Genomic DNA, 20155 nt, shown 5'->3' with positions numbered 1-20155 from the left:
ATCATGAGGTGTTATAGGCGTAAGGCGCAAATCAGCTGAGCATTAATTGCAATATGTCTCCGTATTGCTCGAGTGTATTTCCAAAATAGCAATACAAGCTCACCAGAGAATTTCTATAACAATATTCAGCATCATTATGACTTTTTAGGTGATAAGTTAATTATCGGTAAGTTCTGCGCTATCGCTGAAGGAGTTTCTTTTATTATGAATGGTGCTAATCATCGAATGGATGGTTTTACAACATATCCTTTCAATATTTTTGCTGGAGGATGGGAAAAGGTCACTCCAACGGTAAAGCAGTATTGGTGATGGTGCAATTGTTGCTTCGAACTTTAACTGTTGTAAAAAACGTTGAACCGTATTCAATTGGAAGTCCAACTCCTGCAATAAGATTTTTTTTCATGCGATTTTTATTTTTCTTGGGCAAACGTCCATATATCTAGCTGTCTTTCAAGTAGTAAGGATCAACAAGTAATGTAGCGTAAGTCTAGTACTACACTTTGGACTAGTTGTTGACAGAAGCTGCGATATTAGGTATATTTACATGCATGAGCATACATTCAAATAATTTGATTAAATATTGGATTATATGAAGATAATGAAATTCAATAAATCATACAAAGAGGAGACAAAACATGAAGGATTTATTTACCCCCTATGAATTTAAGGATTTGAAACTAAAAAACCGTGTGGTTATGCCTCCGATGTGTCAATATTCAGTAACCAACAAAGACGGAATTGCTACGGATTGGCATTACATGCATTATGTGAGTCGAGCTATCGGTGGAGCGGGGTTAATTATTATTGAGATGACTGATGTTGATCCTGATGGCCGAATTACCGATTTCGATCTCGGTATTTGGTCAGATGAACATATTCCCGCGTTAGCTAGAATTGTTGAGGCGTGCCATTCGTATGGTGCAAAAGTGGGAATTCAAATTGCTCACGCTGGACGTAAGGCTGAAGATGCGGTAGTTCCTGTAGCGCCATCGGCAATTCCTTTTGACTCAGAGTCTACAACACCAAGAGAACTAACAACTGAAGAAGTACAAGTTATGGTCGAGAAATACCGTAAGGGTGTAAACAGGGCTGTGCAAGCTGGAGTTGATGTTATTGAACTTCATGGTGCGCACGGTTATCTTATACATCAGTTCCAATCCCCTCTAACTAACCATAGAACTGATGAATATGGACAAGATTTAAACCGATTCGGAACTGAAGTTATTCGTGCGGCAAAAAGTGAAATGCCGATAGGAATGCCGTTGATCATGCGAATTTCTGCTAAGGAATATGTCGATGGAGGATATGGAATCGAAGAGAGCCTGAAATTCAGTATGGCATATAAAGAAGCAGGGGTAGATATGTTCCATGTTAGTGCAGGTGGTGAAGGACCAATTGCAGCTGCTGGAAAACCGGGAACACATGCGGCATACCAAGTCTCATTGGCTAGAGAAATAAAGGAGAGTCTGAATGTTCCGGTGATTGCGGTTGGGAGATTGGACGAACCTGTTCTTGCCAATGCGGTTATAGGTAATGAGGATGCTGACCTTGTTGCCATCGGAAGGGGAATGCTAAGAAATCCTTATTGGACGCTAGAGGCTTCGGTTCAACTTCAAAAAGAGACAGAAATTCCAAAGCAGTATGAGCTTGGATTTCCCAGAACCAAAAGATAAAGACATAATTGAATAACTTGATTATTGATGGGGAGACTCGCAGGAAAGCCTAAGCGAGTCTCTTTCTTTATACAAGAACGCGATTGTGATGTTATAATGTGATCAGAGAATTCATTCGCTTGATGTCTGAGAAAGGAATTATGAGATGAAGAATGTCCTTAACAATGACCTTATAAACAACTGGTTAGCATTAACGTATATCCAAATGAACGTAGCCAATACATTGGAAGCGAATTTGCAAGAGAAACATCAATTGTCTTTGAAAGAATTTTATTTGCTGTTATTCTTGTATGAGGCGCCAGATATGAAGCTGAAGTTACAGCAATTGGAGTCAATGGTAGGTTTAAGTCAGAGTGCCGTATCTAGACTCGTTAGCCGATTTGAAGCAAAGGGCTGTGGGGCTTTAAAGAGACATGCGTGTGATGATGATAGAAGAAGTATCTATACCTCTTTGACACAAATAGGGCAAGATAAGATCAACTTAGCAAAAGTAACTTTTAATGAAATTTTATCAGAGGCATTACCCGGAAAGGATCTAGAACAGTTGCTACAACAAATGCTCCATTTAAAACAATAAGGATCTCACAATATTTGTGTGAACTGGACATTGAGATAGCGCTAGATGTTGCAAAATAGTATTACATTAAACGCCCAGATATAGAGTTATATCTGGGCGTTGTTCATATATTTAATCTTGTCTACCTTCGATTGCACTTAATAAGACGCTAGCGGCAATGCCAAGTCTGCGATCGAGCAATTGTTGTCTGTCCATTGAGAAATCTAGTTCAATCTTCTGGACAAAAGGATTGAATCTTTGTTTGAAAGTTAACACATCGTGCTGCCCGATTGTTCCAACGAACGTCTGCGGTATAAGATTGGATAGAAATCTTCGAAGAATAGCCATTAACATGCTATCTTCTGTAATAAGTCCAACCTCACGTTCTTGCTGGTCGAGAATGATCCACTCATCCTTCAAGATAGACTTCATGCCCTTTCTTCTAAAGCTACCTACCGTTTCGTTACTTATGGAGTCAAAGACATCGTATGTAGCGGAGAAATCGATCCGTGATCGTGCTTTTATAACTAGAACTTCTTCCGTCATATCCTCAGAACTATACACCCGAATATCTTCCTTGAGCTTAAAAGCCTGTTGTTTAACGTAGAAGACTAGGCCATCTTGAGGGTCATAAATATGAAAAGCTCCACCGAAAATTTTGAAAAATTGTTTGCGAACTAAGTAATTGGAATGATTAAAACGATCCTTCATAAATACAGTCTCCTTTAAAACCAAGTTGTACATATTATCTCATAATTTCGAAAAGAAGGGTGAAAATTAATACAAACAAAATAGAGAATGAACTTTTTAAGTTATTGGTTATTGAGTAGGTACCAAGAGGTTTCCTATCTAAGAAGCGAATAGTCAGGAAATGGTGAGGGTGATCCGAAGGTAAACACGGATCACCCTCACTGTATTCCAGATTTTTAAATTGGCTTCGTTTCACATCGTGTACTAATATATATATATCAGGTAACTAGAAGGTTATACGATGATGGAGGTGTTGCTAATGAAACTAATGGATGCCTTAGCACAACAACTGGAAGCATGGGGAAACGAGAAGCGCAGAGAGATCAATATAAAGAATGGGGATGGAGAGAACCAGGTATGGTGTTGGGAAGGTGCAACTTCGTGGTCTTGCTAAGAAACTTAAGAAGAATCACGAGCTAGATGCAACTATGGGAAACAGGTACTACGGATGCAAGGATTCTAGCCACAATGATGATGGACAGTAACAAGTTATCTAAGCAAGAAATTGCTGATATGGTCCAATCAATTACATATTCCACGCTTATTGATGAGTTAGTCTATAACGTTATTATGAATACGTCGTTTGCTGATGAATTGGGATCGCAGTGGTTAGATTCTCCAGAGGAATTTGTAGGACGAACTGGGTGGAATATTCAAGAAGCGGAAATGAAATTGGCCCCCCTACGTAAACAAGGATCGATGAATCGCTGTCTGGTTGAAATCGGAGTACGTATACCGGTATACACAAGGTGTATCATTATCGGTGAACAAATAGGGAGGCTAGACAATAAACCTGTACATAAAGGTTGTACATCGTCATATGCACCCGAGTGGGATTGCTGCGGTTCTTCATAAGAAGACTAAATAATGAAGAGAATTCTTTACTTATGTTTGATTTTCGTACAAGAAAGTAATCAATAGGATCAACCCCAAACACGATAATGAAATAAGTAGAAGCATTGAGCTACCGTCTTTTTTCTTCTGAGTTGGAATTGAAGTGTTGGTATCTTCAGTTCTTGCTTCATTCTTTCGAAGATGGGCTTTGAAAGACTCATATAACAGAATTCCGCAACGATCACAGAATTGTGCTCTATCGCTGTTCTCAAAGTTACATTTTAGACAGATCAATGTTCATTCTCCTTTCATGGGTTACATTAAGAGGAATTGTGCAGAATAATTAAAATTAATCATGAATTACCTCAATTATCTTGAGTTAAAACAGTGAGTAAAGATCTAATAAAGTAATTATATACCATTTGAAACTACCAGTAAATATAATGGAACTAACAGTATATTAAATTTCTATTAATCTTTCACTACTGTTTAGGGTGGAGGGTGATACAAAGATGGATTATATTCAATTAGGATCGCGATTACGTCAAGAACGACTTAAGCATAATTTCACCCAAGAGAAATTGGCAGAGAAGATCGACGTATCACATGCATATATAGGACAGATTGAACGAGGAGAGCGAAGCCTTACGCTCGAAACGCTAATCAAATTAGCGAATCAATTAGAAGTAACAGCAGATGAATTACTTCACGAGTCTCTCAAATTGAATGAAGGTCACTACATGCATAAAATCATACAATTGGTTCAAGAACGTCCGATGCATGAGCAACAAATGGCACTGGAAATGCTTGAAGTTATGTTTGCTCATCTTGATCAGATGAATTCGATAAGTAAAGATACAACAATAAAGAACCTTTGATTGCAACTTCTTAATTACAGGGTCACGTTCTGCAGGTAAAGAAAAATAAAGGTTTACAACGAGGTCGTTTTTAGGAAGTTCTCCCAGCATATCAGCGGGATACCTTCTTAAGAACGACCTTTGATACAACATCGAATTTCACAGGAAGAGCTTGGTGTTTTTAATCTGCCTCCGGATTTGACACGTCTGTCGTTCACACTTTAAGTTTTCAATGCATACGATTTACATTGTGTTTACATAATCATGTATTCCCTTTAACATCTATCTCCTACAATCAAGGTGCTAGTAAAATAGTCCTATTCTATAGTGCTAGGACAACAGGAGGATGATATTGTTGAAGGGAAGCGGCTTGCACCTATCTATGAAATGGAAATTGATTCTAAGCTTCTCAGCGGTTGCTCTAATTTTCCTTGGAGTGGCTTTTTACCAAAACCATAAAATCAAGCAGGTTGAAATTTCAATGGAAACGCAAAAGACAGAGATGGAAAAAAGAATCACCGTAGCTCAAATAACCCAACTACTACAAGAGTTAAATGGCTTGGAAACATCACTCTCTCAATCTAGTGATCTTGAATATTTTAAACCTTTCCTAGAAACACAAGAGAAGCTTAATAAGGAAATAAATGCGGTGAGTTTTGCGGAGAATTCAGATGCGTACAATGATTTACAACGATTACATATTCAGACTGATAAATATAAGGGGAATGTTGAGGAATTAGTTACTACGTTACAGAATGAAGAATTGGATCCGTTGATGGTCCTTGAGAAAATTGATAGCTTACATACCGAAGCTCTTGTTATCAATCACGCTATGCTTAAGACGAATGAAAAATTGTACGCGGCAGCAGCGGAGAATGCTATAAAGGCGGAAACACGTTCTTTTATTTTATTAGATGATACAACTTCTATTTCTGCTTATGCAGCGGTGTTCGTATTTCTATTGACGCTTAGTATAGCGATCGTGCTTATTCGTTCCTTTATATTACCCGTAAATAAGCTACAATCAGCTCTGCTTCAAATTTCAGAAGGCGATTTGAGATATCAAATCAATTCACCATATAACGATGAGTTAGGTCGTCTCAGTCATCATTTCGATCATATGGTCGTAAGGGTTCGGGATATGCTGCAACAAACACAGGCTGTGGCATCGTCGCTTGCAACGTATTCAGAGTCCTTCCAACAATCTTCAGTTATTACAGCTCATACGAATCAAGATATTGTACAGACATTTCAAGAAATCTCGGTAGGAGCGGGACAACAAGCTGAGCAATCAGAGCATAGTGCGAGTCTGATACAGGAGTTGGAACGAGGAGTAAATGAAATTTCGGAATATACGGATGTCATGGTATTAACAAGTGAAACGGCTAATATCAACACGCGCAAAGGGTTTGCAGCTGTCACAGTCTTACAGAGTGTATCTGAACATTCCCGAGAATCAATAGTCAAGGTTTATGATGCATTAATGAAGCTAATGGAGCAATCGAAACAAATATCGAGAATTACTCATACGATTTCGGAGATTTCGACGCAGACGAATTTACTTTCGTTGAATGCGGCCATTGAGGCATCACAGGCAGGAGCTTATGGCAAAGGATTTGCTGTCATTGCCGATGAAGTGAGGAAATTGTCGTTGCAAACCAAAGAATCATCTGTTCATATTGGGAAAATAGTCAATGATTTGCAAAGAGGAATGGCCGAATTCCAGAAATCTATGCTTGAAACGAAAGGGAGCTTAGATAAGCAGGATCATCAAGTAGCGGAGACTCTTTCTTCTTTTAAAGCCATAGATCATACTATTGAAGAAATTAGCAAGCAGATTGGGCAAATTCACGATAAGGTGGATATGACTCGGGCTAACAATGCCAGACTTTCTGAATCTGTTCACTGTGTAGCTTCTATCGCTGAAGAGACTGCTGCAGGAGTTCAGGAAGTAAACGCATCAAGCATTCAGCAGGATAGCGCTATTAGTAATATTGCTGAGCAAGCCATTCAAATTAACATTATTTCGCAAAAACTGTTCCAGGAAATCAATGTTTTCAAGATCAGCGATATTGAGATCATTGAGGCTAATGTAAATGAGATTAACCCGGGAATCAATGCAGTAGATGATATATAAGGAAAACTTATGATTCCATTGCAATTCTATTATTGGACTTCATGGTTGACCTGTATTTATAATGAAATATATGGTATTACCACAGATATTAAATGCTATTATTATCATATAATGGCATTTTTTTATTATTAGTCATTCTATGTAGAGAGTTTGCGGTCAAAAAGTTAACTCATTAATAAAGAAAATCATGATATGAGGGTTTCTCTGTAGTTATATATATGTGCAACAATTTAGCAGTTTATGTCTTTCCATTGACCATGTTGGCACATTATGGTAGCTTAAAATAATATATTAATACTATGTGTATACTCTGAATTATAAATGATTGTATTCCTATGTGAGGTGGATAACGTTGCAATTTCAGGTCATGAACAGCCCTTTTAGTCAGGAGCAAGTAGAACTTCTTAATCGTCTAGTACCAACATTAACGCAAGAACAACAGATTTGGCTAAGTGGATATCTTACAGCTATTAACACTTCTAATACTACATTACATACCATACCAGATGTTACAACAGTGATCTCTACGGATAGTTCGGTTGCGATTTCTCGGGAAGTGACAGTACTATTTGGTTCCCAGACCGGCAACAGCCAAGGATTAGCTAAGACATTGTCACAGAAATTAGAAGGTCTAGGGTTTCAAGTTACACTTTCTTCCATGAGTGATTTCAAGTCGAATACGTTGAAGAAAGTTCAGAATTTACTGATTGTGGCTAGTACGCATGGGGAAGGAACGCCACCTGACAACGCGATACCATTCTATGAATTCCTCCATAGTAAACGTGCGCCTAAATTGGAAGATTTACAGTTCTCCGTCTTGGCTCTCGGAGATAGCTCATATGAGTTCTACTGCCAGACAGGTAAGGATTTCGACAAACGCCTGGAGGAATTGGGTGGACAACGGATTAGTCCACGTGTTGATTGTGATTTGGATTATGATGACTCTGCAGCAGAGTGGATTGACAATGTGTTAGCTAACCTGAGAGGGACGATAGAATCCACGAGTACCTCTGGTGCGCTCACAGCTACTGGAATCGAGAAAGTAGCAGAACAATCAGCGTATTCTAGGACGTTTCCTTTTAAAGCAGAAGTACTTGAGAATATCAATCTTAACGGTCGCGGATCTGATCGAGAGACTCGTCATCTTGAGCTATCTCTTGAAGGATCGAATTTCCAATATGAACCGGGTGATTGTGTAGGGATATACCCAGAGAATTCCCTTGGTTTAGTAGAGTCATTGATTGAGAAGATGGGTTGGAGTTCTGAGGAACTCGTGTCCGTGAATAAAAAGGGCGAACAACGCCCGTTGCGAGAAGCACTATTAAATAATTATGAGATAACGGTATTAACCAAACCATTAGTGGAACAAGCTGCGAAGTTATCCTCGAACAACGAGTTGCAAGCACTTGTAGCACCTGGCAATGAAGTAGAACTTAAGAATTACCTGGAAGGACGCGATTTGTTAGATTTGGTGCAGGATTTCTCGCCTTGGGAAGTATCCGCTCGGGATTTCGTATCGCTCCTTCGGAAGATGCCTGCTCGCCTGTATTCAATCGCTAGTAGTTCAAAAGCAAGACCTGATGAAGTTCATCTCACCATCCGGACGGTGCAATATGAAGCTCATGGACGGGATCGCTACGGTGTTTGCTCTACACAATGTGCGGAGCGGTTAGAACTAGGTGAACAATTATCGATGTACGTACATCATAATCCTAATTTTAAACTTCCTACGAAATCGGATACACCTATTATCATGATTGGACCGGGTACTGGCGTTGCACCATTCCGAGCTTTTCTCGAAGAAAGAGAGGAGTCAGGTGCTGAAGGGAAAGCATGGTTATTCTATGGAGATCAGCATTTACTTACAGATTTCCTCTATCAACTTGATTTTCAACGGTGGGTTAAAGATGGCGTTCTGACTCGGATGGATGTTGCTTTCTCACGAGATACAGCTAAGAAAGTTTATGTTCAGCACCGAATGCTTGAGAAGAGGAATGAACTCTATCAATGGTTGGAAGAAGGGGCGTTCGTATATATTTGTGGGGATGAGAAACACATGGCTCATGATGTTCATAACACCTTAATTACAATCCTTGAACAAGAGGGTGGTAAGAGCAGGGAAGATGCCGTAGCTTATCTAACGGAAATGCAACAGCAGAAGCGCTACCAGCGTGACGTATATTAAGATCTTTGAGAACGAAAGCGAAAGGAGCTAACAAATAATGACTCATAACAAAACAGTAGTAGTACAGGATGGACCACCGAGCGATGTTGAGGACATCAAGACACGAAGTCGTTACCTGCGTGGGGAACTTGTAGAAGCGCTCGAAGACGGAATTACTGGGTCGATGTCTGAGGATGAGAATCGATTGATGAAATTTCACGGCAGCTACATGCAAGATGATAGGGATTTACGAAATGAACGCCATAAGCAAAAGCTTGAACCAGCTTACCAGTTCATGGTGCGGATACGCGCCCCTGGCGGAGTTCTTACATCAGCGCAGTGGTTGGAGATGGACCGACTAGCTCGGGAATATACAACCGGATCGATACGTATAACCACTCGACAAGCGATTCAGTTCCATGGGATTCTTAAGTGGAATTTGAAGAAGAGTATTCGGACGATTAATGATGCACTCTTGACTACACTTGCTGCTTGTGGTGACGTGAACCGTAATCTTATGTGTAACCCGAATCCATATCAGTCTGAGGTTCATGCAGAAGTATTTGAATGGTCCACACGAATTAGTGACCACTTGTCTCCGAAGACGAACGCGTACCACGAGATTTGGCTTGATGGCGAAAAGATCGTGGACAGTACTGCGGATGAAGCAGAGCAGGAGCCGATTTACGGAAAGGTCTATTTACCGCGTAAGTTCAAAATCGGTGTGACCGTTCCACCTACCAACGATGTGGATGTTTTCTCCCAAGACCTTGGCCTGATTGCTATTTATGAGGATGGGAAGCTTAAGGGGTTCAACGTTGCTGTTGGTGGTGGTATGGGGATGACTTATGGTGATACTCAGACGTACCCACAGTTGGCACGAGTTATTGGGTTCTGTACCCCTGAACAGGTCATCGACGTGGCGGAGAAGACTGTCATGATACAGCGCGATTTCGGAAATCGTTCCGTCCGTAAATATGCTCGTTTCAAATACACGATTGATAGATATGGTATAGAATGGTTCATTAATGAACTACAGAATAGATTAGGGTGGAATCTCGAAGAAGCTCGCCCTTATGAATTTAGTCATAACGGTGATCGTTATGGCTGGATCAAAGGTAGTAACGGGAAATGGCATCTGACGCTATATATCCCAAGTGGTCGGATCGAAGATCAAAAGGGCTATCCGTTGATGACTGGTTTACGTGAAATTGCTAAGATTAATACGGGCGATTTCCGTCTTTCTCCGAACCAGAACCTTGTGATCGGAAATGTGACGACTCCGAAGAAACGTAAGATTGAAGAGTTGATCAAGCAGTACGGTCTTACGGATGGTAAACGTTATTCAGCATTACGTAGAAATGCCTTATCTTGTGTAGCTTTCCCGACTTGTGGGATGGCTATGGCAGAAGCGGAACGTTATCTTCCAACCCTACTGGACAAGATCGAGACCATATTGGCGGAAGTTGGACTGAGCGAAGAGGCGATCAACATTCGGATGACGGGTTGTCCTAACGGATGTGCTCGACCAGCTTTGGGAGAAATTGCTTTCATGGGCAAGGCCCCTGGCAAGTACAATATGTATCTGGGTGCCGGATTCTCAGGAGAGCGGCTGAACAAGATTTACCGTGAAAATATCGGTGAAGAAGAAATTCTGAAATTATTAGAACCAATGTTTCATCAGTATGCACAAGAACGCCAGACAGGCGAACACTTCGGTGATTTCGTCATACGTGCTGGTTATGTCAAAGCGGTTCAATCTGGACTGGATTTCCATAACTAACATGAAATAAAGAGAGGCTATTCCAAAAGGTCAGTTAAGTAGACCTTCTGGAATAGCCTCTTTTGTTTACTGGTATTCAGATGTTACATTAGCTAATATCCTTTTTATCTTATAATACCAGCATTGTAATTCAAAAGATTCATTATCTGTTCTGTGTTGTGACTGATTCCTTCACTTGAAGGCCTGGTAGAGTGATTCGTATAGTTTTCTGTAAGAGTTGCTTCATCAGTGTTCTGTTTGATCTCACTCACTAGAATTTTCGAACCGTCCGAACTAACAATATATTGTCTGATATACCCACCTTCGTGACTAGTTACCAATTTCCCAGAAGGATCTTCCTTTTTCTCTTCTTTTGCTTTTAACTGTTTTTCTAATTCAAAATTGAATGTCAATTGCAACGGATTACTTCTAGCATTTTGTATTGATAATCTATTGTTATTGATTCCCGATTGGATACGCAAGTTATCACCTCCATATACAGTAATAAGTATTATATCGGTTAATACTTGGGATTTTATAATAATTGGATACACAAGCCATTAGTTTTCAAAGGGATTTGGATCTTGAAACCTTTTGGTGAACGCATGGAATCTTTGTCGTGCATCAACTGACGTATCCTCAATCAACAAAGAATATCTTATCTAGTGTCTTTATCCATTGGTCGAGCGTCTTCAAGGCTATACAATTTATATCTTCTTTGTGGTGGAGGATAAGGCTAGCAAATCCATTTGAGGTTCGCAACGTATATGAGATCACAGCGTTGGCATACACTTTAGTAGTGGTATTAAAAGCCGATTTGTTCATCTTCTACATAACTGTCACATTTCAATGAAAGCTTGTACAGTTTAACGTCATTTCGCATGTTATGTTAATATAAGATATACAACAGACGAATGAATTGATTAACGTGAAAGAGGAGTGCAGAAATGGACATCAGTCAGATTTACGAAGACTTACAGACACTAGTACCGAAAGCGGTTATACAATGCCATGAAACGTTAAAAGGATACGTATACACACAAATGGGAGGTAACGCGGATATTCGTGTTGTACCCTCCACTTATGATGAAGTTCAAAGTATTATCAAATACGCAGTAGATCATAATGTAATGATTACAACACTTGGGAATGGATCAAATGTGGTTATCCGAGATGGGGGTATCCGTGGGATTGTACTTCAGATGACGAACCTACAGGAAATTACGGTCTCTGAACATACGTTGGTTGCTCAAAGCGGTGCATCTATTATACATGCGTCACAAATTGCATTACAGCACCAATTGAACGGACTAGAATTTGCATGTGGTATTCCTGGTACTGTAGGTGGAGCGCTATATATGAATGCTGGGGCTTATGGTGGTGAAGTAGCAGATGTGTTATTGGATGCCCTTGTGGTGGATTCCACTGGACAATTGTTGACCTTACGTAAAGAGGACATGAAGTGGGGTTATAGACAAAGTATATTTACGGGTGGGCAATACACGATTCTACAAGCAAGATTTGGCTTAGAGTCTGGTGAACATTCCTCCATAAAAGAGAAGATGGATGAGCTTACATTCTTACGTGAGTCGAAACAACCGTTGGAATATCCTTCTTGTGGAAGTGTCTTTAAGCGTCCTCCTAATCGATTTGCAGGTCAATTGATCCAAGAAAGCGGCTTACAAGGTGTACGTATCGGTGGTGCAGAAGTATCAACGAAACATGCAGGGTTCATTGTTAATGTAGACAATGCCACTGCAAGCGATTATATTGCTTTAGTTGCTCATGTCAGAGAAACGGTTAGAGAGAAGTTTGGAATTGATTTGGAGACCGAAGTCAAATTTATTGGTGAAGAATAATTAACGAATGTAGTGGATGAATGAGCATAGTGAGTTATCCGTATTCATATTCATATCGATACAAACAAGTTACCGAGACCTCGGTAGCTTGTTTGTCGATCTCATTTCTTGAAGATGACTTGATCCCTTAACAGTCTCACGTTACATGAGCAACTTATTCCAAGGTAACGTTGTATTTGAGCTCTTGCTGAATTTAACTCTAATTCTTCGTTAGCCAAGTTGGTTACCTTCAAATCTGTCGTAACAATATCATACGTGTCTTGCGGTAGTGACACCATGTTACCATCGCTGTTAAGTGTACTCCCCAAGTGAGATCATGGATGATACAATGAAAGTATCTTTTAATTTAAGGAGGAGTGAGAATGATTAAAGGATTTCATCATGCTCAAATAACGATACCCCCAGGAACAGAAGAGGGGATAGATCATCTTAGAACGAAAGCTCATCTCGCTTATGAAGTCGATGATCTTGTACAAATAGAAGAGAAGTTAAAGAACAATGGAATTGAGATCATATCAGCTATTCCTATTTCAGGATTTGAAAGATTTGAATTTAGAGATCCATTTGGAAATTGAGTCGAATGCATTAAACCTGTGCTATGAATCAAACCCATGAATTCTTTGGGTGGAATTGTCCTACACATCTGTGAGCAGGTTAAGAGACATATCCGAAGATATTTTAGCTTATTGTGATAGTGCAGGAATTAATTGTTAGAAGTGATAGTAAGTGATATTCATGAAAATATTGGAGTTGAGCACATGTCATCTGAAGTTAATCATAAGTTATTTACAATGTGTATGATCGAGCAAGGAGATAAGGTTTTACTCATGAATAGACCTGATAAGATGGGATTTCCCGGCTATATTGCTCCTGGAGGGAAAGTGGATTTCCCTGAGAGTATTGTGGATGGAGCCATTCGAGAAGTCAGAGAAGAGACAGGTCTGATCGTGAAGGACATTATATATAAAGGGTTAGATGAGTTCTGTGATCCAGAAACGGGCTTAAGATATATGGTGTTTAATTATCTCGTTACGTCCTTTGAAGGGGAGTTACTAGAATTCCCGCCTGAGGGAGAATTGTTGTGGGTTGAGAAGTCGAGGGCATTGGAATTACCAATGCAAGATTGGTTCAAGAGACGGTTTCCATGCTTCTTTCAACAAGGAACATTCGAGCGGAGTGTTATATGGAATAAGAAGAGCAACACAACATTGGGTGAGACCATACAACATTATGGCGTAGGCGAGAGTTCTAAATAACCACTGTACGTATTAGAGTTATCAGAAATTAAGAGGGCTCAGCGAATTAGAGAAAATGTCATTCGCGGGGCGTCCACGCAGATCATCCCTTGCTCCAACAAAAAAAGGAGTGTCCTTAGCCATTTCCATGGCTTTTGGGACACTCCTTTTGCATGAATCATAATAGTGTTGTTATATTAGGCAATTGCCGTCATCACAACTGTTACCTGCACCGCCTACAACGGTAATTGGGTGTGCGTCATTCCAAGCTTGACGAAGGGCGTCGAGGAACACTTCTGTTGATTGCGCGCCAGAAATCGCATATTTTTCATTCGCAAGGACAAAAGGAACGCCGCTTACTTTCAGAGAATGAGCGCGACTCTCATCGGAACGAACATCTTCAGAATATTTGTCACTTGCTAGCATTTCTCGAGTTGCATTCTCATCAAGACCAGCCTTTACAGCAACTTGAACGAGCGCTTCGTTATCACTAACAGTCACTCCTTCTGTAAAATACGCGCGGTAGAGATGTTCATTAATTTTTTCCACAAGCCCCTGATCGGATGCAAAATGGATGAGTCGATGAGCATCAAATGTATTTTCGTTTTTGGTGAGATCGAATCGATACTCAAGTCCGTCTTGTGCTGCTAAATTAGTGATTTGTGCCATCATTTGTTTCACTTCATCAGCCGATCTACCCATCTTCTTAGATAGGGCAGCGACAAGATCCCCACTTTCGCGTGGTGTAGAAGGATCAAGTTCGAAACTACGCCAGATCACTTCAACCTCTTTACCATGTTCGAATTGAGATAATGCCTTCTCAAATCTTCGTTTTCCTATATAACACCATGGACATACAATATCTGACCAGAATTCCACTTTCATTGTCATCACTAAATCCCCCTTTGTTGTTCCTATCTATCATCATAATGATTACAGATACAAAAATCAACTTTTTAGCTACTATATTTCATTGACAAGCTTTTCTTTATGATCTAGAATTTCGTGAATAGATCTTAATGGACGTGAGAGGGTAGGTCTTACGAGAATGAATAGGATACGGAAAATAGGGTTGAACATCTCGAGTCAATTTATCCATGTTTTAATATTACAATCTTTTCTGAAATGGATTTTCTTTGGTGCCGTAGTCGGGTTATTGTCAGGTACAGCATCTGCATTATTTCTGAAAAGTCTTGAATATGTTACCCATATTCGATTAGTAAATCCATGGGTGTTGTTCTTATTACCATTAGGTGGAGCATTTGTAAGTTACCTTTATTATAAATATGGCATGAATAGTACTAAAGGAAACAATCTGATTATTGAGCAAATCCAAGAGCGGGCATATGAGCATGTCCCTTTACGTATGGCACCCCTTGTCCTATTTGGTACATTAGTGACACATTTATTGGGAGGATCGGCGGGGCGAGAAGGAACAGCGGTTCAGATGGGTGGAAGCCTAGCGGAACAGTTCGGTAAATGGATAAAGGTAGGACCTATAGATCGGCAAATCCTATTGATGTGTGGCATTAGTGGCGGGTTCGGATCTGTATTTGGAACTCCGATAGCTGGAGCTATCTTCGCCATTGAGGTAATAGCCTTAGGAATGATGCGATATGATGCGTTAATTCCATGCTTTGTCGCGAGTTTTGTAGGAAATATGGTAGCTATGGATCTATGGGGAGTTACGCACATTCAGTACGATATGGGTGAAATTCCTTCACTAACGTTGATCGTATTATTGAAAGTATTGGTTGCTGCTGTGTGTTTTGGGTTAGTAAGCATGATCTTCAGTGAGTTAACCCATTTTCTCAAAAAGAACTTCGCTTCCATCATGCCTAACCCCATGCTAAAAAGTGCTATTGGGGGCGTAATCATTATCCTCATGGTATATCTGATTGGATCACGGGATTACTTAGGATTAGGAATGCCACTTATATCGCAGTCTTTCGAGGACAACGTTCATCCATTCGCTTTTCTTGGAAAACTTCTCTTCACATCAGTAACGTTAGGCGCAGGATTCCAAGGTGGGGAAGTAACCCCCTTATTTGCGATAGGTGCTACTCTAGGGAATTCACTAGCAGGAATGCTTCAACTGTATGCACCTTTTCTTGCTGCATTAGGATTCATTGCTGTTTTTTGCGGTGCAACCAATACGCCAATAGCCTGCTTTTTGATGGGGATCGAGTTGTTTGGATCTGAGGGTGCTATATATATGTTTATCGCGTGTTTGGTAAGTTACTTGTTCTCTGGATACACAGGTATTTATACTTCTCAACTGATCGGTGTATCGAAGAGCAATCTATTGAAGGTTCCGTATGGAATAAATATATCTTCGGTTAAAATAAAACGAAAAAAGATGTAACATTCACCCAAGTTAGAGTGAGTGTGACTGTTACATCTTCGATTTATATTTACCACCATGGATGAAATGGACTTTAACTTCGACATCATGCAGAGAATCTTTTGTTAACAGGAATGCATCTTCTTTCTCTTGATGTAATTTATGCCATTTGTGAGGATTGGATCGATAAAGGGAGTCCTCCAAATTCAACACGTCACTTTTAATAGTCAGACCTTTATTAAATGTATTTCGGATTTGTGAGACGAGAACTTTAGCTGTTTCCTTTTCTAAATTGGGCTCAGATATAGATTCAATCAATTCATCCAGATATGCTTGTACAGTAATTTTAACGTCATAGTGTACTTTTCCGTCTACAATTATCGGAGTTATGGCATTGTGGGGATTGATTAATACCACAGTTGCTACGGGATCACCTCTATCTGGAACATTTGTGAGTGTTCGTTCTAGATCTCGGTCCAGCCAGCGAGAACCCTTCAGATCTTCAACTGACATCCATCCTGCTAATTTGTGATTATTTAACATATATGCCCCATTCATTTTGAGCATCGGCTTCTTCTGCTCATCTTCTAGCCACGTTTTATTGTCAATTGCAAGGGATGGCAGCATACAAGACCCACCACCTTCGTTTGAATCCGCAATAACTTTATACCCATAGACGGGTTTAATAAGAGATAACTGGGAGTAAACTTGTTCCGGTGTGCTCAAAATGGACTCGATCGGAGAGAAATTTAGCAAGGATTTCTGTGCAAATATTTTAGTTATAGGCTCTTTCGTACCATACATTAGAATGTTATACCTTATTTCTCGATAGCGATTGACTGCAGAATAGATATTTTGGATTTTAGCTTGCTTCAACAAATTTTCGCTATAGATAATGGTTCTGACGTGGCCCCATAACACCCTTTGTTGCGAGGTGGAATAGAGCGAACTCATGGATTCAGTAACCGTCTTACCTTCCCCTTGTCCAATCCACGCAGGCACAAGTTTCCCTATTTCCGTCGCCTCGTTCTTCGCTATATTGGAGAAATTGAGAACCTGTGCATAAGCTTTATACTTTCCGTCAACATAGTCAAAACCCAGTGCAGTGACATAAGCTATGTTCTGAATCTCTTTAGCATCCCAGCAACCTGATAATAGTGCCAGGGAAATAACAATGCCGAAGAGCCTTCTTAGTGGTATCATGTTGGATCTTCCCCTTGATGATCAGAGTCTTTAGTATTTAAATTTTGTGGTCTGTTGATCATTTTAACCCAAGGAAAACGTAATATAGTTCTGGGTATATCTTTAAAAATTGGAGGTGAAAGGGGGGATAAATAAGGGATTCCAAATGTTTGCAACCTTGACATATAAATAACGAGAAGTATCACTCCCAATATCAGACCATACATCCCCAGAACAGAAGACATTATAAATAATCCAAGTCTCACAAGACTAAGAACTGAACTCATGGTCTGATTAACCAATGTCACCCCACATACAGCGGTAACAGCTCCAACAACGACGACGGAGGGAGATACAAGACCTGCACGAATAGAAGCATCTCCTATGATTAGCCCACCAATGACAGTTAAGGTCTGTCCAATTGAACTTGGTAATCGGACCCCAGCTTCACGAAAGATCTCAAGGAGAATAATTAGTAAGAACATTTCCACGGATGATGAGAATGGAAGTCCAAACCTTGTACTAGAAATAGTCGCCATTAAATAGAAGGGAATCTGATCCGGGTGATATGCAGTTAATGCTACCCATAATCCTGGAAGTATTATAGATAACAAGAAACTTAACGCACGAATGAGTCGAACAAATGAGATATAATAAAAATTAAAATGTAGATCCTCGGGTGATTTCAAAAGTAAAGTGAATGTTCCTGGTCCAATCAGTACCATCGGACTCCCATCAATAATGATGACAAATCTTCCATTCAGTAAACAATTAACCGCGAAGTCCGGACGACCCGTGAAATCAAGTAATGGAAAAAGAGAGTACTTTGAATCGGATAGGATCTCCTCTAGATGACCGACACCCGAGATACCATCCACATCAATCTTATCTAATCTTCGCTTAATTTCCGTCAGAATCTTAGGCGAAATGATATCTTGAAAATAGAGTAAACCTACCTTAGTTTTGGTTCTTTTACCTAGAATGAGTTTCTCATAACAAAGTGACTTACTACGAACTCGTTTTCGAATGAGCGCAACATTAACAACAATACTCTCTACAAAACCATCCTTAGGACCTTTAATAGAAATTTCCGTGCTTGATTCTTCGGGCATTCTACCGGGAATCTGACTGATGTTCAGGGTTAAGAATGTATTGAGTTGTGGAAAAAAAATCACAAGAGAACCCTCAAATATGACCTCATAGAGGGTCTCTTCAGAAGCCTTGTTCTGAAGAGGTTCAAGTTGTAAAGATCCAAACATTAACCCTTTATGAAGAACGAATTCTTCATTCTCCCGATACAATGCGTGAAGTTCAGGCAGTACGGTACGGCTGATTAGGCTAGTGTCTATCGTTCCATCACTATATATTAGGACGACCGTTGAAGATGGAGACTCATCGTATTGATGAACGAAAATGTGTATATCGTCTGATTGCTTGAACATGTCTTTCAGTGTTTGAGGAGTCCAGTGTACTTCTGTTTCTTCGACCGAATGATTGTTCAAGTGGAACCCTCCTTTGTCGGTTTAGTGAATATCGAAATATACAGTAAAAATAAAGAGAGTAATACGCTTATACATAAGGTCGCAGGAACATATAGTTCGTACGCCCAAAGATAGAAATCATTTTGACTAATAGGTAACAAAGACAACAGAATATAACTTGTCGCAATGAGAAGAAGAAATCGAGTCCTCGTGACTTGATTCTTAAAGGGTAGTAAATCCGCAAGTAGATACTGTACAAGACTTATTCGAATCGTTGCCCCTGCTAACCATTGAAACACAGATAAAAAGTCGACATGTTCAATATACTCTCCGAGTCTCAGAAGACGCCATTGTTCATATGGGGATTGATACTGTTTGGATGCCTCTACTGGACCGAATTCAGTGATGGCTCCAATAATCGGTCCTAATGAAATAAAAGTTAAGATAGCTCCAATTAAAAGGAGTTGCCACATACGTATCTTGGATTTCAAATGGTGTTGTAGGACTACAATAATAAGTAACTCCGTAACACCTCCCCCAATATACACTAAGCCGTTGAATACAGGTCCCCATCCATGTTCTAACATGGGCGTCAATCGTGCGTAATCTTTCTGAGGCGTATTCGTTATACTCACAAAAATACCAAGGAGAACGACAAAGGGAAGGAGTATCCCAGAACCTATAGCAATGGATGTAATACCTGCCTTAGCACAGTAAAAGCACACAAGAACTAAGACCACTACTAATACCAGCTTTGGCGTAGAGGGTAGAAAGTTGGTAAAAGTCCATGTTGTTGTATGAAATACGGTTGTTCCACCAATTAAATAAAGTTGTATACAGATCGGAATGATGAGTATCCAAGCGATGATTGGATTAGTTCGTGAAATAAGCCACGGGAGCAGCTTCTGTTGTCCTGACTTTCTCATGAACATTACGAGTAAGACGAACCAAGGTATGAAAATAAAAAAGGACACCACGACGGAAATCCAAGAATCTCTACCTGAAGCATCGAGGAGCATAGGATTGATGATGACGTGTGTCATCAGTCCGTTACTTAACATCAGAATCATAATGGTCTGTACAATACTGATTTTTCCTATTGAAATGCTCATCCATGGATCACCTCATTCTTATCGCTTTATCTTTCTGTCCCTCTAGGATTCCCTCGAAATCCAATTTCTATGTAATCAACAAGAAAGATAACGATAAACAAGTGGGATCGAATCTGCTCCTATCTCTTCTGATAGAGCTGGATCCTCCTCATCTGAAAGAATGGATTTGTGATACACTGGGAATAGAAATGAATCGGCAAGGAGAATAG

Annotated in this window: 18 protein-coding genes and 1 pseudogene; 13 read left to right on the top strand and 6 right to left on the bottom strand. The window is 39.9% G+C overall.

All coding sequences use genetic code 11. From position 1 onward, the window contains the following. Positions 1-126: 126 nt before the first annotated feature. From PGLA_RS29800 to PGLA_RS15880, 3 genes and pseudogenes are all read left to right on the top strand, one after another. Positions 127-297: pseudogene (locus tag PGLA_RS29800) on the top strand (acetyltransferase); the annotation flags it as partial. Between the two features lie 338 nt (positions 298-635). Further along, entirely contained in the window at positions 636-1673 is a 1038-nt protein-coding gene (locus tag PGLA_RS15885) for an NADH:flavin oxidoreductase/NADH oxidase (protein WP_068534402.1), read from the top strand. A gap of 145 nt (positions 1674-1818) precedes the next feature. After that, complete coding sequence (locus tag PGLA_RS15880) at positions 1819-2250, top strand: MarR family winged helix-turn-helix transcriptional regulator (RefSeq protein WP_068534400.1); 432 nt, start codon at positions 1819-1821, stop codon at positions 2248-2250. Between the two features lie 111 nt (positions 2251-2361). On the opposite strand, the gene PGLA_RS15875 is transcribed toward PGLA_RS15880, so the two are convergent. After that, positions 2362-2940 carry an LURP-one-related family protein gene (locus PGLA_RS15875; RefSeq protein WP_211269560.1) on the bottom strand — a complete coding sequence of 193 codons (579 nt, stop codon included), beginning with the start codon at positions 2938-2940 and terminating at the stop codon, positions 2362-2364. A gap of 298 nt (positions 2941-3238) precedes the next feature. Between PGLA_RS15875 and PGLA_RS29435 the strand changes: the two genes are divergently transcribed. From PGLA_RS29435 to cysI, 6 genes are all read left to right on the top strand, one after another. Beyond that, positions 3239-3373, top strand: a complete 135-nt coding sequence (locus PGLA_RS29435) for a hypothetical protein (RefSeq protein ID WP_281197360.1) — start codon at positions 3239-3241, stop codon at positions 3371-3373. A 26-nt stretch (positions 3374-3399) separates the two neighbouring features. Continuing rightward, positions 3400-3834, top strand: coding sequence for a DNA alkylation repair protein (locus PGLA_RS15870; protein WP_084411162.1), 435 nt, complete (start codon positions 3400-3402; stop codon positions 3832-3834). Positions 3835-4325: 491 nt separating this feature from the next. Further along, positions 4326-4691, top strand: coding sequence for a helix-turn-helix domain-containing protein (locus PGLA_RS15860; protein ID WP_068534394.1), 366 nt, complete (start codon positions 4326-4328; stop codon positions 4689-4691). A gap of 361 nt (positions 4692-5052) precedes the next feature. Then, positions 5053-6807 carry a methyl-accepting chemotaxis protein gene (locus tag PGLA_RS15855; protein WP_161487929.1) on the top strand — a complete coding sequence of 585 codons (1755 nt, stop codon included), beginning with the start codon at positions 5053-5055 and terminating at the stop codon, positions 6805-6807. A gap of 352 nt (positions 6808-7159) precedes the next feature. After that, positions 7160-8992, top strand: coding sequence for an assimilatory sulfite reductase (NADPH) flavoprotein subunit (locus tag PGLA_RS15850; protein ID WP_068534390.1), 1833 nt, complete (start codon positions 7160-7162; stop codon positions 8990-8992). Positions 8993-9029: 37 nt separating this feature from the next. Then, positions 9030-10754 (top strand): assimilatory sulfite reductase (NADPH) hemoprotein subunit, encoded by a 1725-nt coding sequence (gene cysI / locus PGLA_RS15845; protein WP_068534388.1) that lies wholly within the window; start codon positions 9030-9032, stop codon positions 10752-10754. A 104-nt stretch (positions 10755-10858) separates the two neighbouring features. Here cysI and PGLA_RS15840 read toward each other — a convergent pair whose 3' ends face one another. Beyond that, positions 10859-11215 carry a hypothetical protein gene (locus PGLA_RS15840; RefSeq protein WP_068534386.1) on the bottom strand — a complete coding sequence of 119 codons (357 nt, stop codon included), beginning with the start codon at positions 11213-11215 and terminating at the stop codon, positions 10859-10861. Between the two features lie 465 nt (positions 11216-11680). Here PGLA_RS15840 and murB point away from each other — a divergent pair, with 465 nt between their 5' ends. The 3 genes from murB (at position 11681) to PGLA_RS15825 (ending at position 13848) form a co-directional block, all read left to right on the top strand. Further along, complete coding sequence (gene murB, locus PGLA_RS15835; RefSeq protein WP_068534385.1) at positions 11681-12592, top strand: UDP-N-acetylmuramate dehydrogenase; 912 nt, start codon at positions 11681-11683, stop codon at positions 12590-12592. Positions 12593-12954: 362 nt separating this feature from the next. Next, complete coding sequence (locus PGLA_RS15830; RefSeq protein ID WP_068534384.1) at positions 12955-13167, top strand: VOC family protein; 213 nt, start codon at positions 12955-12957, stop codon at positions 13165-13167. A gap of 183 nt (positions 13168-13350) precedes the next feature. Beyond that, a complete protein-coding gene (locus PGLA_RS15825; protein ID WP_068534383.1) occupies positions 13351-13848 on the top strand; it encodes an 8-oxo-dGTP diphosphatase in 498 nt (165 codons plus the stop codon). Positions 13849-14019: 171 nt separating this feature from the next. Here PGLA_RS15825 and PGLA_RS15820 read toward each other — a convergent pair whose 3' ends face one another. Continuing rightward, on the bottom strand, positions 14020-14718 hold the full coding sequence (locus tag PGLA_RS15820) for a DsbA family oxidoreductase (RefSeq protein ID WP_211269559.1): 699 nt from the start codon (positions 14716-14718) through the stop codon (positions 14020-14022). A 157-nt stretch (positions 14719-14875) separates the two neighbouring features. Here PGLA_RS15820 and PGLA_RS15815 point away from each other — a divergent pair, with 157 nt between their 5' ends. Then, positions 14876-16192 carry a voltage-gated chloride channel family protein gene (locus PGLA_RS15815; RefSeq protein ID WP_068534381.1) on the top strand — a complete coding sequence of 439 codons (1317 nt, stop codon included), beginning with the start codon at positions 14876-14878 and terminating at the stop codon, positions 16190-16192. Positions 16193-16222: 30 nt separating this feature from the next. On the opposite strand, the gene PGLA_RS15810 is transcribed toward PGLA_RS15815, so the two are convergent. From PGLA_RS15810 to PGLA_RS15800, 3 genes are read right to left on the bottom strand one after another with little or no spacing between them, the layout of a single operon-like run. Further along, positions 16223-17374: a Ger(x)C family spore germination protein gene (locus PGLA_RS15810; RefSeq protein ID WP_068534379.1), complete on the bottom strand. Its 1152-nt coding sequence runs from the start codon at positions 17372-17374 to the stop codon at positions 16223-16225. Next, a complete protein-coding gene (locus PGLA_RS15805; RefSeq protein ID WP_245699989.1) occupies positions 17371-18855 on the bottom strand; it encodes a spore germination protein in 1485 nt (494 codons plus the stop codon). The genes PGLA_RS15810 and PGLA_RS15805 overlap by 4 nt, the downstream gene beginning before the upstream one ends. Continuing rightward, a complete protein-coding gene (locus PGLA_RS15800; protein WP_068534378.1) occupies positions 18852-19946 on the bottom strand; it encodes an endospore germination permease in 1095 nt (364 codons plus the stop codon). The genes PGLA_RS15805 and PGLA_RS15800 overlap by 4 nt, the downstream gene beginning before the upstream one ends. Positions 19947-20155: the final 209 nt, after the last annotated feature.

It is taken from the genome of Paenibacillus glacialis, assembly GCF_001637205.1.
GTDB lineage: Bacteria > Bacillota > Bacilli > Paenibacillales > Paenibacillaceae > Paenibacillus_AQ > Paenibacillus_AQ glacialis.
The sequence above is the reverse complement of the archived record's forward strand: the minus strand, read 5'-3'. Positions and strand labels throughout refer to the sequence as shown.

Coding starts and splice junctions, on each gene's coding strand:
- PGLA_RS15885 (WP_068534402.1), top strand. CDS start 636: ATGAAGGATTTATTTACCCCCTATGAATTTAAGGATTTGAAACTAAAA.
- PGLA_RS15880 (WP_068534400.1), top strand. CDS start 1,819: ATGAAGAATGTCCTTAACAATGACCTTATAAACAACTGGTTAGCATTA.
- PGLA_RS15875 (WP_211269560.1), bottom strand. CDS start 2,940: ATGAAGGATCGTTTTAATCATTCCAATTACTTAGTTCGCAAACAATTT.
- PGLA_RS29435 (WP_281197360.1), top strand. CDS start 3,239: ATGAAACTAATGGATGCCTTAGCACAACAACTGGAAGCATGGGGAAAC.
- PGLA_RS15870 (WP_084411162.1), top strand. CDS start 3,400: ATGCAACTATGGGAAACAGGTACTACGGATGCAAGGATTCTAGCCACA.
- PGLA_RS15860 (WP_068534394.1), top strand. CDS start 4,326: ATGGATTATATTCAATTAGGATCGCGATTACGTCAAGAACGACTTAAG.
- PGLA_RS15855 (WP_161487929.1), top strand. CDS start 5,053: ATGAAATGGAAATTGATTCTAAGCTTCTCAGCGGTTGCTCTAATTTTC.
- cysI (WP_068534388.1), top strand. CDS start 9,030: ATGACTCATAACAAAACAGTAGTAGTACAGGATGGACCACCGAGCGAT.
- murB (WP_068534385.1), top strand. CDS start 11,681: ATGGACATCAGTCAGATTTACGAAGACTTACAGACACTAGTACCGAAA.
- PGLA_RS15830 (WP_068534384.1), top strand. CDS start 12,955: ATGATTAAAGGATTTCATCATGCTCAAATAACGATACCCCCAGGAACA.
- PGLA_RS15825 (WP_068534383.1), top strand. CDS start 13,351: ATGTCATCTGAAGTTAATCATAAGTTATTTACAATGTGTATGATCGAG.
- PGLA_RS15820 (WP_211269559.1), bottom strand. CDS start 14,718: ATGACAATGAAAGTGGAATTCTGGTCAGATATTGTATGTCCATGGTGT.
- PGLA_RS15815 (WP_068534381.1), top strand. CDS start 14,876: ATGAATAGGATACGGAAAATAGGGTTGAACATCTCGAGTCAATTTATC.
- PGLA_RS15810 (WP_068534379.1), bottom strand. CDS start 17,374: ATGATACCACTAAGAAGGCTCTTCGGCATTGTTATTTCCCTGGCACTA.
- PGLA_RS15800 (WP_068534378.1), bottom strand. CDS start 19,946: ATGAGCATTTCAATAGGAAAAATCAGTATTGTACAGACCATTATGATT.